7 protein-coding genes and 3 pseudogenes are annotated in these 13,036 nt (G+C 72.7%); 7 read left to right on the plus strand and 3 right to left on the minus strand.

The features are described 5' to 3' along the window. Positions 1-207: 207 nt before the first annotated feature. Together AB0K25_RS23145 and AB0K25_RS23150 are read right to left on the minus strand one after the other, a co-directional pair. On the minus strand, positions 208-861 hold the full coding sequence (locus AB0K25_RS23145; protein WP_219464246.1) for a C39 family peptidase: 654 nt from the start codon (positions 859-861) through the stop codon (positions 208-210). 552 nt (positions 862-1,413) lie between these two features. Beyond that, on the minus strand, positions 1,414-3,162 hold the full coding sequence (locus AB0K25_RS23150) for a beta-N-acetylhexosaminidase (RefSeq protein WP_363822699.1): 1,749 nt from the start codon (positions 3,160-3,162) through the stop codon (positions 1,414-1,416). 407 nt (positions 3,163-3,569) lie between these two features. On the opposite strand from AB0K25_RS23150, the gene ppdK reads away from it, so the two are divergent. The 7 genes and pseudogenes from ppdK to AB0K25_RS23185 all read left to right on the plus strand — a co-directional run. Continuing rightward, positions 3,570-6,299: a pyruvate, phosphate dikinase gene (gene ppdK / locus AB0K25_RS23155; protein WP_219464245.1), complete on the plus strand. Its 2,730-nt coding sequence runs from the start codon at positions 3,570-3,572 to the stop codon at positions 6,297-6,299. 154 nt (positions 6,300-6,453) lie between these two features. After that, positions 6,454-6,618 (plus strand): hypothetical protein, encoded by a 165-nt coding sequence (locus AB0K25_RS23160; protein WP_363822605.1) that lies wholly within the window; start codon positions 6,454-6,456, stop codon positions 6,616-6,618. 1 nt (position 6,619) lies between these two features. Further along, positions 6,620-7,963: pseudogene (locus tag AB0K25_RS23165) on the plus strand (deoxyguanosinetriphosphate triphosphohydrolase family protein); the annotation flags it as partial. Between the two features lie 272 nt (positions 7,964-8,235). Further along, positions 8,236-9,069: a siderophore-interacting protein gene (locus tag AB0K25_RS23170; RefSeq protein WP_363822608.1), complete on the plus strand. Its 834-nt coding sequence runs from the start codon at positions 8,236-8,238 to the stop codon at positions 9,067-9,069. Positions 9,070-9,225: 156 nt separating this feature from the next. Beyond that, positions 9,226-9,539 (plus strand): annotated as a pseudogene (locus AB0K25_RS23175) (BCCT family transporter); the annotation flags it as partial. Between the two features lie 86 nt (positions 9,540-9,625). Further along, positions 9,626-11,500, plus strand: coding sequence for a DNA primase (dnaG, locus tag AB0K25_RS23180; protein ID WP_363822611.1), 1,875 nt, complete (start codon positions 9,626-9,628; stop codon positions 11,498-11,500). 383 nt (positions 11,501-11,883) lie between these two features. Beyond that, positions 11,884-12,342, plus strand: a pseudogene (locus AB0K25_RS23185) (hypothetical protein); the annotation flags it as partial. A gap of 256 nt (positions 12,343-12,598) precedes the next feature. Here the strand turns inward: AB0K25_RS23185 and AB0K25_RS23190 are convergent. Beyond that, entirely contained in the window at positions 12,599-12,844 is a 246-nt protein-coding gene (locus tag AB0K25_RS23190) for a flavin reductase (RefSeq protein WP_357535638.1), read from the minus strand. Positions 12,845-13,036: the final 192 nt, after the last annotated feature.

Consider the following 13,036-nt stretch of genomic DNA (forward strand, 5'->3'; position numbering starts at 1 on the left):
GACCGACCCGGTCGCCGTCCGCCGCCCGTCGTCGACGGGGCGTCCGCCGCCCGGGGTCGTCCGCCGCCTGGGGGTGTCCGGGGTGTTCCGCCGGCCGGGGTGGTGTGCTGTTCGGGTTGTCCGGGGTGGTCCGCCGGTCGGCGGTGCCGACGGTGAAGGACCGACCCCCGAGGGGGCCGGCCCTTCGTATGACCGGTGTGGGGCGGGTCAGGAGGCGTAGCCGCGGCTGGCGATCCAGTGGGCCAGCTCGTCGACGTCGATCCGGTAGGAGGCGGTGTCCGGGTTGGCGGAGTCGGCGATCGTCACGACCCGCCCACCGTCGCGGTAGCCGACGACGCTGATGTAGTGCCCACCCTCGAAGGCGTGGGTGTTGCCGTCGGTGTCGGTGGCGGTGCCGGCGATGTTGGCGACCACGGCCCGGCCGTCGTCCACCGCCCGGACGATGTCGGCCCGCAGCTGCGCGATGCGCTTGCCGTCGACCTTGTCGACCGGGATCTCGGTGCTGCGGTACGCGTTGCGGCCGATCTCCTTGTTCAGCACCGGGGTGATGTCGTTGATGCTGTCGGTGCCGTCCTCGGTGGTGCCCATCTCCTTGGCCATGGCGTCGACGTCGATGTTCTTGCCCTGGACACTCAGGGCGTTCCGGGTGGCGGCGGGGCCGCAGTAGTAGAAGTTGGGCTGCGCGGCGTAGTCGACCTTCAACTCGCGCTCGCCGGCCGGCTTGCGGTCGGTCTGCACGACGGCGGCGGGTCGGGTCGTCTCGGCGGCCTGGGCGGCCAGCGCGGGGCCGGCGATACCACCGGCGGTGACGGTCAGGCCGGCAGCGGTCAGCACGGTCTTACGCAGGATGTCGGTACGCATGATGTCGTGCTCCTCTGCATCTCGGGGGTCCACGCCCGCGTACGTCCGCAGGGGGTGCGGGATGGGCGCGGTCGCGCCGTGGGGCAGGTGAAGAGGGGTGGCTCGCGTTCCGGGGCGGCGTGCTCCGGGGGCGTCCGTTCCGCGGCGCTCCCGTGCCTCCGGCCGAGCGGGGCCGGCCGGGGGGTGCGATCGCGGATGCCAGTTGTAACGACCCCGGCCGGCCCACGATTCCGACCTACGGGTGGCCTCCGTCACCGGGCCGGTGGGCTGGTCCGCCAGCGGTGCCCCGAATCCGACGACCCCGTCGCCGACCTCTCAATTCGGTCACTCAGCGTCATGTTTCGCACCCCCCACCCCAGACCCGCCCGCATCCTTTGCTCTGCTGCCCTCGGCGCGACGGTCACGCTTTGTGTCTGGTGCGTATGTGGCGGCAGAGCAAAGGATGCGGATGGGGGTTGGTGGGGGTCGCCGGGAGTTGGGGAGAATGGGCAGCTCAGGCAGGTTCTGGGGATGATGGGACCGGCTGGACCCGGAATGGGACCGAAAAATCGGTTACTCTAAGTGATTTTGGTCTGCCCGTGGCCGGATGTGACGGAAAGTGGTCGAGGCTGGCGGGCTGGTGGTGGGTCTGCCGGCGATTCGGACGTTGTCGGAGGGGTGGGGCCAGGGGATCTCCGGGGACGGGTGGAACGTGATGCCGGCGGCCTGCCAGCGCGGGCCGTGGCCGGCCAGCCGCTCCCGGAAGCCCGCCCAGCTCCGGGTCGACGGCGCGGACCAGGCCACCTCGGCGAGGGCGGGCAGCCGGGGGAGGAGCAGGAACTCGATCTCGGCCAACGACGTCACCGACTCGGTCCAGAGCGGGGCCTCCACGCCGAGCACCGCCTCCGCCGGGACGCCGGTCAGGTGGGTCGCCGGGTCCCAGTGGTACGCCCGGTGCACGTCGATCAGGCCCGCCCAGTCGTGGCCGAGCGGTGTGTCCGGGGCGTACTTCATGTCCAGGTAGGCGTGGTTGCCGGGGGAGAGGATCAGCCGGGCGCCCCGGCGTACCGCCTCGGCGACGGTCGGGTCGTCGCCGTCGGTGCCCCACCACTGCAGGACCCGGCCGTCGACGTGGTCGGCGGGGGCGATCTGGTGCCAGCCGACCACGGTCCGGCCGAGCCCGGCGACGATCTGCTGCACCCGCTCCACGAAACCGGTGTACGCCGCCCCCTTCACCTTGTACGCCTCGTCACCGCCGATGTGCAGCCACGGCCCGGGGGTCAGCGCGGCCACCTCGCCGAGCACGTCGGCGACGAAGTCGTACGTCCGCTCGTCGGTGGGGTCGACGTAGCTGAAGCCGACCTCGGTGCCGGTGTACGGCGGTGGCGCGACCTTGTCCGGCGCCAGCTCCGGGTAGGCGACCAGCGCCGCGTTGGTGTGGCCGGGCAGGTCCACCTCGGGGACGACGGTGACGTGCCGCCGGGCGGCGTACCCGACGATGCGTCGGTAGTCGGCGGCGGTGTACCAGCCACCGGGGCCGCCGCCCACCTCGGTGCGCCCGCCGACGGTGGTCAGCCGGGGCCAGGAGTCGACGGCGATCCGCCAGCCCTGGTCGTCGGTGAGGTGCAGGTGCAGGTGGTTGAGCTTGTACCGGGCCAGGTGGTCGATCACCCGACACACGTCGTCGACGGTGAAGAAGTGCCGCGCCACGTCGAGCATCGCGCCCCGGTAGGGGAAGTGGGGGCGGTCGACGATCGTGCCGCCGGGCACCACCCACCGCTCGGCCACCGTGGTCCGGCTCTCGACGGCCGCCGGCAGCAGTTGCCGCAGCGTCTGCACACCGTGGAAGAGGCCGGTCGCGGTGCCGGCGGTGATGCGTACCCCGTCGACGTCGACGTCGACGCGGTACTCCTCCGCTGCCCACTCCCGCGCCGCCGGCGCCGACGGGCGCGGCGCGGTGGCGGACAGGGTGAGCATCAGCGTGCCCGGGATCGTGGGCAGGTCGGTGACCGGCAGCGGCAGGCCGGTGGCGGGACGCAGCAACTCCGCGAGACGTTCGGCGACGTCCCGGGCGGCCGGGTCGGCGCTCACCCGTACCGCCGCATCGGCCGGGAGGACGAAGTTCGCGGCCGGCTGCGGCCTCACCGACGCGGGCGCCGGCACCACGTCGCCCAACCCGACCGACGGCCGGGTGAGCAGCCGTTCGGCGGCTCCGGCGGCGCTGCCCGCCAGCTCGGCCGCCGCCGGCTCGACCCCGGTGACCACGAAGCCCGTCGTGGGCCCGTCCGTCGTGGGCCCGTCCGTTGTCGGCGCGGCCGGCATGGTGGGGGCCTGGTCGGGCGGGGACGGGAGGTCGGCGGGGGCTGGCTGCTCGGGGGCTGGGGCGGGGACGAGGCCGGGCGGCGGGGTGGGCGACACGGGGCAGCTCCGGGGTGTATTCGCGAGGGATATGGCAAAGGTCAGGTTTGCGGAACCGGTGACGTCAAGAGTACGAGGAGGAAGCGGAATTGCGTGATCGTGCGCATGGAAGCGTTCCCAGAAACCGGCGCGAACGCGGATAGTCGTGATGGCTGTGCCTATTGTCACCGAACGGTCCCAGGCTGCCCGATGTTCGCTTAACCTTCGCCCACCGATCGCTGACCAGGCCGGATTGCCGGAGGTCGGCCCCGGGGTAGGTCAGAACTGAACCTTCGTTAAGTGTCAATTCCGGCGCGCGTGGGAGGCTTCTGGTGACAGCGCACGAGACGGACAAGTACGTCTACGACTTCGCCGAGGGCAACAAGGATCTCAAGGACCTGCTCGGTGGAAAGGGCGCCAATCTCGCCGAGATGACCAATCTCGGCCTGCCGGTGCCGCCCGGTTTCACCATCACCACCGGGGCGTGCCAGGCGTACCTGGCGACCGGGCGGGAGCCGGACGGGCTGGCCGGCCAGATCGAGGCCCACCTGCAAGCCCTGGAACGGGAGATGGGGCGTCGTCTCGGTGACCCGGACGACCCACTGCTGGTCTCGGTACGCTCCGGTGCCCGGTTCTCGATGCCCGGCATGATGGAGACCGTCCTCAACGTCGGCCTCAACGACCGCAGCGTCGTAGGACTCGCCCGCCAGGCCGGCGGCAGCGCGGACCCGACCGCCTCCGGCGGCAACGACCGGTTCGCCTGGGACTCCTACCGCCGGCTGATCCAGATGTTCGGCAAGACCGTCTGCGAGGTACCGGGCGAGGAGTTCGAACACGCCCTCGACGAGGCCAAGCGGGCCAAGGGCACCCACGACGACCTCGACCTGGACGCCGACGACCTGCGCGGGCTGGTCGAGACGTACAAGAAGATCTTTGCCGAGCACACCGGGCGGGAGTTCCCGCAGGAGCCGCGCGAGCAGCTCGACCTGGCCATCCGGGCGGTCTTCGAGTCGTGGAACGCCGAGCGGGCGATCCTCTACCGCCGCCAGGAACGCATCCCGGCCGACCTCGGCACCGCCGTCAACGTGGTGGCCATGGTCTTCGGCAACCTCGGCCCCGACTCCGGCACCGGTGTCGCCTTCACCCGCGACCCGGGCAGCGGCGCGCAGGGCATCTACGGCGACTACCTGGCCAACGCCCAGGGTGAGGACGTCGTCGCGGGCATCCGCAACACCGTGCCGTTGCAGGAACTGGAACGGCTCGACAAGACCTCCTACGACCAGCTGCTCGACATCATGGCCCGGCTGGAAGGGCACTACCAGGATCTCTGCGACATCGAGTTCACCATCGAGCGGGGCAAGCTCTGGATGCTCCAGACCCGGGTGGGCAAGCGCACCGCCGCCGCCGCGTTCGTCATCGCCGGGCAACTCGTCGACGAGGGCCTGATCGACCTCGACGAGGCGCTGCACCGGGTCAACGGCGCGCAGCTCGCCCAGCTGATGTTCCCCCGCTTCCAGCTCGACCACGACGTCCCGCCGGTCGCCCGGGGCATCGGGGCCTCCCCGGGTGCCGCGTCCGGCGCGGTGGTCTTCACCTCCGCCCGCGCCGTCGAGCTGGCCGCCGAGGGCAAGGCGGTGATCCTGGTCCGCCGGGAGACCAACCCCGACGACCTCAACGGCATGATCGCCGCCCAGGGCATCCTCACCTCGCGCGGCGGCAAGACCAGCCACGCCGCCGTGGTGGCCCGGGGGATGGGCAAGACCTGCGTCTCCGGGGCCGACGAGATCGAGGTCAACGTGCCGGCGAAGCGGTTCACCGTCGGCGGGCGCACCGTCTCCGAGGGTGACGTCGTCTCCATCGACGGCACCACCGGCAAGGTCTACCTGGGCGAGGTGCCGGTCGTGCCGTCCGAGGTGGTCCAGTACTTCGAGGGCAGCCTCGACCCGGCGCACGTCGACAACGCGCTGGTCCGGGCCGTACACCGGATCATGACGCACGCCGACGCACGGCGGCGGCTGGCGGTGCGGACGAACGCCGACACCGGGGCGGACGCGGCCCGCGCCCGGCGGTTCGGTGCCGAGGGCATCGGCCTGTGCCGCACCGAGCACATGTTCCTCGGCGACCGGCGGGAACTGGTCGAACGCCTGATCCTCGCCGCCACCGACACCGACCGCACCGACGCCCTCGCCGCTCTGCTGCCCCTGCAGCGCCAGGACTTCGTGGAGATCTTCCGCGAGATGGCCGGGCTCCCCGTCACCGTCCGGCTGATCGACCCGCCGCTGCACGAGTTCCTGCCCCCGCTGGAACAGCTCGCGGTCAACGTCGCCGTCGCCCAGGAACGCGGCGAGGACGTCGCCAAGGAGGAGGCGCTGCTCGCCGCCGTCCGGCGGATGCACGAGGAGAACCCGATGCTCGGCCTGCGCGGCGTGCGCCTCGGCCTGGTCATCCCCGGCCTGTTCGCGATGCAGGTCCGCGCGATCGCCGAGGCGGCCGTCGCGGTCACCCGCGACGGCGGCGCGGCCTGCCCGGAGATCATGGTCCCGCTGGTCGGCGCCGTCCAGGAGCTCGAGACGGTACGCGCCGAAGCCGAGAAGATCATCGCCGAGGTGGTCGGGGACAGCGGGGTCGAGGTGCTGATCGGCACCATGATCGAGGTACCCCGGGCGGCGTTGACCGCCGGCCAGATCGCCGAGGCGGCCCAGTTCTTCTCCTTCGGCACCAACGACCTCACCCAGATGGGCTGGGGCTTCTCCCGCGACGACGTCGAAGGCGCATTCTTCTGGCGCTACCTGGAACTGGGCATCTTCGGCATCTCCCCGTTCGAGTCGATCGACCGCGACGGGGTCGGCCGGCTCATCCGGATCGCCGCCGAGGAGGGCCGGGCCGCCCGCCCCGGGCTGAAGCTCGGCGTCTGCGGCGAACACGGCGGCGACCCCGACTCGGTGCACTTCTTCCACGAGGTGGGGCTGGACTACGTCTCCTGCTCGCCGTTCCGGGTGCCGGTCGCCCGGCTGGAGGCCGGCCGGGCCGCCATCGAGACGACCGGCTCCGACAGCCGCTGACCGCCCGCGACGCCCACCGGCCCGCCGCCGGTGGGCGTCGCGCGGCGTCGGTGCCCGGCCGGGTCGCGGGGTTCCCGGTGCGCGCGCCCCCGGCGCGGTGCGGCGTAACCTGGGCTCCCGCGACCATGGGGTACGACCGTGAAGGGGTGACCGGATGAGCAGCGGCTGGGTGAGCGCCACCGTCGATGCCGGCCGACCCGGGACCTGCGTGTTCGGGCCGGTCGCGTCCGGCGCGTTCGGGCCGGTTGCGTTCGGGCCGGCCCTGTCCGGCGTGTCCGGGCCGGCCCTGTCCGGCGACGACGAGCCCCGGCGGGGCTGAGATGCCCACAGTCGACGGGCACCCGGCCGACGCGCAACGGTGGGTCGAGGAGACGCCCAAGGACACCGGCCACGGCCGGTCCCCGTACGAGCGGGACCGGGCCCGGGTGCTGCACTCGGCGGCGTTCCGTCGGCTCGCCGCGAAGACCCAGGTGCACGTCGCCGGGACCGACGACTTCCTGCGTACCCGGCTGACCCATTCGCTGGAGGTGGCCCAGATCGCCCGGGAGATGGGTGCCCGCCTCGGCTGCGACCCGGATCTGGTGGACACCGCCGGGCTGGCCCACGACCTCGGGCACCCGCCCTTCGGGCACAACGGCGAGGACACCCTGGACGGGCTCGCCGCGTCCTGCGGCGGCTTCGAGGGCAACGCGCAGACGCTGCGGGTGCTCACCCGGCTGGAGGCCAAGGTGCTCGCCCCGGACGGCAGCCCCGCCGGGCTCAACCTCACCCGGGCCGCGCTCGACGCGGTCAGCAAGTACCCGTGGCCCCGCCGCCCCGGGCTGCGCAAGTTCGGCGCGTACGGCGACGACCGCCCGGTCTTCGACTGGCTACGCGCCGGCACCCCCGCCACGTCTGCCGTCGACCCGGCTGCTGCCGACCCGCTGGCCGTCGGCCCGGCTGCTGCCGACCCGCTTGCTGTGGGGTCTGGTGCCGATCGGCGTGGCCGGCCTGCCGTCGACCCGTTCGCTGGGGCCCGCCGGTGCCTGGAGGCGCAGGTGATGGACTGGGCCGACGACGTGGCGTACTCGGTGCACGACGTCGAGGACGGCATCCACGGCGGCTACGTCTCGCTGCGTCCACTCCTCGACGACCCGGACGAACGCGCCGCGCTCTGCGTCGACGTGGCCGCCGTCTACTCCGGGGAGTCCCCGGACGACCTCGGCGGGGTGCTTGTCGAGTTGCTCGCCGACCCGGTGCTCACCCCGTTGGCCGGGTACGACGGCAGCCACCGGGCGCAGGTCGCCCTCAAGGCCACCACCAGCGTGCTCACCGGCCGGTTCGTGGCGACCGTGGTCGGGGCGACCCGGGACCGCTTCGGCCCCGGCCCGCACCACCGCTACGCCGCCGACCTGGTCGTGCCGCGCCGGATCAGGGCGCAGTGTGCCCTGCTCAAGGGCATCGCCTGGCGGTACGTGATGTGCCGCCCGGACGCCCGCACCCGCTACGACCGTCAGCGGGACGTCCTCACCGAACTGGTCACCGTGCTCGTCGACCGCGCCCCGGACGCCCTCGACCCGGTCTTCGCCCCCCTCTGGCGGCAGGCCGGAGACGACCCGGCCCGCCTACGCGTCATCATCGACCAGGTCGCCTCCCTCACCGACCCCGCCGCCCTGACCTGGCACACCCACCTCACCTGAAACCCGCCCCCCACCCCCGCCCTCCGCCCCTCGATCCGGTGATCAAGAGCTTTGCGTCAGTTGATCAAGAGGTTTACGTCAAAGTTGATCGCTGGATTGACGCAAACCTCTTGATCACCGGAGAGGGTGACGCAAACCTCTTGATCACCGGGGAGGGGCGGGGTGGAGGGGTGGGGTGGGCGGGGAGCGGAGGTGGGCGGGGGAGAGGGGTGGGGGTGGGGGGAGAGGGGTGGGGGAGTTAGGGTAGCCTTAGTTTTATGGCGGAGCGCTCCAAGATGGTTACTGCGGCGCGGGTGGTGCGGGTCGGGCGGCCCACCCCGCACCTGGTCCGACTCGTTCTCGGTGGGGAGGAGTTGACCGGGCTGCCGGTGGGGGAGTTCACCGACCACTACGTCAAACTGGTCTTTCCGCCCGAGGGGGTGGACCTGCCGAGGCCGCTGGACCTGACGGCGATCAAGCAGGAGCTGCCCCGGGAGCAATGGCCCCGGCTGCGCGCGTACACCGTGCGGGCCTGGGACGCGGCGGCCGGCGAGTTGACCATCGACGTGGTGCACCACGGCGACGAGGGGTTGGCCGGCCCGTGGGCGGCCCGGCTGCGTCCCGGCGACGAGGTGCTGTTCACCGGCCCCGGCGGGGCGTACGCGCCGGACCCGACGGCGGACTGGCACCTGCTGGTGGGTGACGAGAGTGCCCTGCCGGCGATCGGCGCCGCGTTGGAGCGGCTGCCCGAGGGTGCCCCGGCGGTCGTCCTGGTCGAGATCGCCGACCCGGCCGACGAGCAGTCGTTGCCCAGCCCCGGCGCGGTGGCGTTGACCTGGCTGCACCGGGCTGGCCGACCGGTCGGCGAGGCCCTGGTCGCGGCGGTTCGGGAGCTGGAGTTCCCGCCCGGCCGGGTGCACGCCTTCGTGCACGGCGAGGCCACCTTCGTCAAGGAGCTGCGCCGGCTGCTGCGGGTCGAGCGGAACGTGCCCCGGGCCGACCTGTCCATCTCCGGCTACTGGCGGCAGGGCATGGACGACGAGGGCTGGCGCTCCACCAAGCCCGACTGGAACCGCCAGGTGGAGGCCGAGGAGGCCGAAGTCCTGACCTGAGCACCGCCCACGGGGCCTGAGCACCGCCCACGGGGCCTGAGCACCGCCCACGGGGCCTGAGCACCGCCCACGGGGCCTGAGCATCGCCCACGGGGCCTGAGTACCGCCCACGGGGTCCTGATGAGTACCGCCCACGGGGCCTGAGCACACCTCGGGGGCGCACTGCGCCCGCACCGCGTACTCGTGGTGCTCTGGGGGTGCTGATCGGGGCGGTCGCCGCCGCGCTGCTGCTCGCCGGGGGCCTGGCCGCCCTGCAACAGGCGACCATCATGGTGGCGCTGCCGTTCGTGGTGGTGATGCTCGGGCTCGCCGTGGCGCTGCTGCGTGACATGGTCCGGGACCCGGCGGTCAACCCGCACCCGGACCGGGGACGCCGGTCCGGCCTGTCCGCCGCCGTGCGGGCCGCCCGGTCGTACGACGAGGAGAACCCGCCCCCGGTCACCCACTGGCTGCACCGTCCTCCCCGCTGAGCCGGGCGTTCGCCAGCCGCCCGTCCCCCGCCCGACGGATCGTCGGTCCGGCAGGGCAGGATGGAGGGCCGAGGGGGTGGCACCGCATGGCTGGGCGGATCAGGGACGAGGACATCGCATTGGTCCGCGAGCGTGCCTCCATCGCCGAGGTGATCTCGGACACGGTGACCCTGAAGTCGGCAGGTGGTGGCAACCTCAAGGGCCTCTGTCCGTTCCACGACGAGAAGAGCCCGTCGTTCAACGTCTCACCGGCCCGTAACGTCTTCTACTGCTTCGGTTGCGGCGTCGGTGGCGACGCGATCAAGTTCCTGATGGACGCGGAGCATCTCACCTTCGTCGAGTCCGTCGAGCGGCTCGCCGACCGGGTCGGCATCCAGCTGCGCTACGTCGAGGGTGACCAGGCCGCGCCCCGGGCCCGTCCGCAGCAGGGGCAGAAGCAGCGGCTGGTGGCCGCGCACGCCGCCGCCGTGGAGTTCTATCAGGCGCAGCTCACCACGGCCGGCGCCCGCCCGGCCCGGGAGTTCCTGGCCCGGCGCGGTTTCGACCGGGCCGCCGCGCAGCGGTACGGGTGCGGCTTCGCCCCGGACGCCTGGGACCTGCTCACCAAGCACCTGCGTCAGCAGGGGTTCACCCATGACGAGCTGGTCACCGGTGGGTTGTCCCGGCCGTCGCGCTCGGGCACCCTGATCGACCGGTTCCGTCGCCGGCTGATGTGGCCGATCCGCGACATCGCCGGTGACGTGATCGGCTTCGGGGCGCGGAAACTCTTCGACGACGACGACGGCCCGAAATACCTCAACACCCCCGAGACGCCGATCTATAAGAAGTCGCACGTGCTCTACGGCATCGACCAGGCCAAACGGGAGATCGCCAAGCAGGGCCGGGTGGTCGTCGTCGAGGGTTACACCGACGTGATGGCCTGCCACCTGGCCGGGGTCCCGACCGCCGTGGCGACCTGCGGCACCGCCTTCGGCGCCGACCACATCGGCGTACTGCGTCGGCTGCTGCTCGACACCGACGCGGTGGCCGGTGAGGTGATCTTCACCTTCGACGGGGACGCCGCCGGGCAGAAGGCCGCGCTGCGTGCCTTCGAGGACGACCAGCGCTTCGTCGGGCGTACCTTCATCGCGGTCAGCCCCGACAACATGGACCCGTGCGACCTGCGGTTGGCAAAGGGCGACCTGGCGATCCGTGACCTGGTGGCCCGCCGCGAGCCGCTCGTCGACTTCGCCCTCCGCCACGTGATCAACCGCTACGACCTGGACACGGTGGACGGCCGGGTCGAGGCGATGCGCCGGGCCGCGCCCCTGGTTGCCAAGATCAAGGACCGGGAGAAGCGTCCCGAGTACGTCCGCAAGCTCGCCGGTGACCTCGGCATGGAGATCGAGCCGGTGCAGCGGGCGGTGCTGGCCGCCGCCAACTCCCCCGGCGAACGGGAGGCCACCGCCCCGCCCCGGGGTCGGACCCGTCCGGCCGCGCCCGCCGTGGACAGCCCGGAGTCGATGGTCGAGCGGGAGGCGTTGAAACTCGCCCTCCAGGAGCCGGTCCTCGCCGGCCCGATGTTCGACGCCGTCGAGGCCGCCGAGTACCGGCACCCGGTGCACGTCGCGGTCCGTACGGCGATCGCGGCGGCCGGCGGGGTGGCGGTGGCGGCCGGCGGCGCGGTGTGGATCGGTGCCGTGCGTGACGCCTGCGAGGACCTGGCCGCCCAGGCGCTCGTCGGTGAGCTGGCGGTGGAGCCGCTGCGGCTCGACGGCGAACCCGACCCGAGGTACGTCTCCAGCACCCTCGCCCAGTTGCAGTGGGGCTCGGTGACCGCCCGGATCCGCGACCTGAAGTCCAAGATCCAGCGGATCAACCCGGTCAACCAGAAGGACGAGTATTTCGCCCTCTTCGGGGAACTGCTCTCGCTGGAACAGCATGCGCGGGCCTTGCGCGAGCAGGCCGCGGGAGGACTCTGATGGGACTGTTCGGCCGCAAGCCCAAGCTGCCCGCCGCCGCCCGCCCCGCCCTGACCGCCGGGGAGCGGGTGCTGGCCTGGGCCGCCCCTGGCAACGGCGGCAGCAACGACGCACCGCCCACCGACGATGTGCCTGCCGCTGACGGTGCGCCTGTCACTGCCGGCCCGTCGGCTGTCACCGGCCCGCCGCCCGCCGACGATGTGCCTGCCGCTGACGGTACGTCTTCCGTCGCCACCGGCTCGTCGGCTGTCGCCGGCCCGTCGGCTGGCACCGGCCCGTCGGTCGTTGGCGGTGCGTCGGTCGTTGGCGGTGCGTCGGCTGGCACCGGCCCGTCGGTCGTTGGCGGTGCGTCGGTCGTTGGCGGTGCGTCGGCTGTTGGCGGTGCGTCGGCCGGTACCGGTTCTGGTGGCGGCGGGGTGCTGGTGGCGACCAACCTCGGGCTCTGGCTGCCCGGTCGGGCGGAGCGGCTGGGCTGGCACGACATCCTCAAGGCCGTCTGGTCCGGGCGGGAGCTGACCGTCACGGTGGCGGAGACGATCGACGAGCGGGACGGTTACCTGGTGGTCGCCGACGGTCCCGTCGAGACGTACCTGCTGCTCGATCCGGGGGACCTGCCGCACCAGGTGCGGGCGCGGGTGACCCGCTCGGTGGCGTACACCCAGCAGCACCCGGTGCCCGGCGGCTCGGGCCGGATCGCGGCCCGGCGGGTGGCCGGGGCGGACGGTCTGACCTGGACGGTCCGCTACGACCCCGGCACCCCGGTCGACGCCGACGGGGTACGCGCCGAGACCGACCAACTGGTCGCCGCCGCCCGCGCCGCCACCGCCCCGGCCGACCTCTGACTCTCGGCGGGTACGTCTCGCAACTCCGGCCATGTCGCGTGGTCGCCGCGAGACGGATGCCGCCATCTCGGCCCCGTTGAGTCGATCATGGTCGCGGGGGCCGGGGTTGGCGGTGCGGTTCGAGCCCGGCGTGGCGAGATCGTGGTGACCGGCCAGGCCGACCGAGGCTGACCGATACCGACCGAGGCTGACCGATACCGACCGAGGCTGACCGATACCGACCGAGGCCGACCCAGGCGGACCGATACCGACCGGGTCAGCGGGCTCTTGCCCAGGTCACGAAGCGTGCGGTCAGGTCGGGTGGGGCGACACCGTCGTGCAGGGTGGCGAGATCGCTCATCGCCTCGCCCAACAGGGTGCCCAGGTAGAACAGCAGGGCGGTGCGATCCTCGCGGTACTCGCCGAGCAGCGCCAACCGGGCCGGCGAGCACGGCCAGGCCGCCCCGCACACCCGGCAACGCCAGGAGGGACGGGCCGCGACATGTGGGCGGTACCGGGGCATCAGCGCACCCCTGGCCGACCGCTGCGGGGGTGGGGGTGACGCGGGAATCCGCAGCGGGGCCGGCTGGTCTGGCGCATGGTCGAGCCTCCGTCACTGGTGGAGGGGAGCGCCCGCCGACGACACCGACGGACGCTCCCGGCCTGGTTCCGCCCACCGTCCGATCCCGGGAGCGGTCCCGCTGAGTGACATTCT

The sequence above is a fragment of the Micromonospora sp. NPDC049257 genome (assembly GCF_040678915.1).
Lineage (GTDB): Bacteria > Actinomycetota > Actinomycetes > Mycobacteriales > Micromonosporaceae > Micromonospora > Micromonospora antibiotica.

Bases quoted from the DNA above. Each gene is read 5' to 3' on its own strand.
- AB0K25_RS23170 (WP_363822608.1), top strand. From the start codon at position 8,236: ATGGCGGAGCGCTCCAAGATGGTTACTGCGGCGCGGGTGGTGCGGGTC.
- AB0K25_RS23150 (WP_363822699.1), bottom strand. From the start codon at position 3,162: ATGCCGGCCGCGCCGACAACGGACGGGCCCACGACGGACGGGCCCACG.
- dnaG (WP_363822611.1), top strand. From the start codon at position 9,626: ATGGCTGGGCGGATCAGGGACGAGGACATCGCATTGGTCCGCGAGCGT.
- AB0K25_RS23190 (WP_357535638.1), bottom strand. From the start codon at position 12,844: ATGCCCCGGTACCGCCCACATGTCGCGGCCCGTCCCTCCTGGCGTTGC.
- AB0K25_RS23145 (WP_219464246.1), bottom strand. From the start codon at position 861: ATGCGTACCGACATCCTGCGTAAGACCGTGCTGACCGCTGCCGGCCTG.
- AB0K25_RS23160 (WP_363822605.1), top strand. From the start codon at position 6,454: ATGAGCAGCGGCTGGGTGAGCGCCACCGTCGATGCCGGCCGACCCGGG.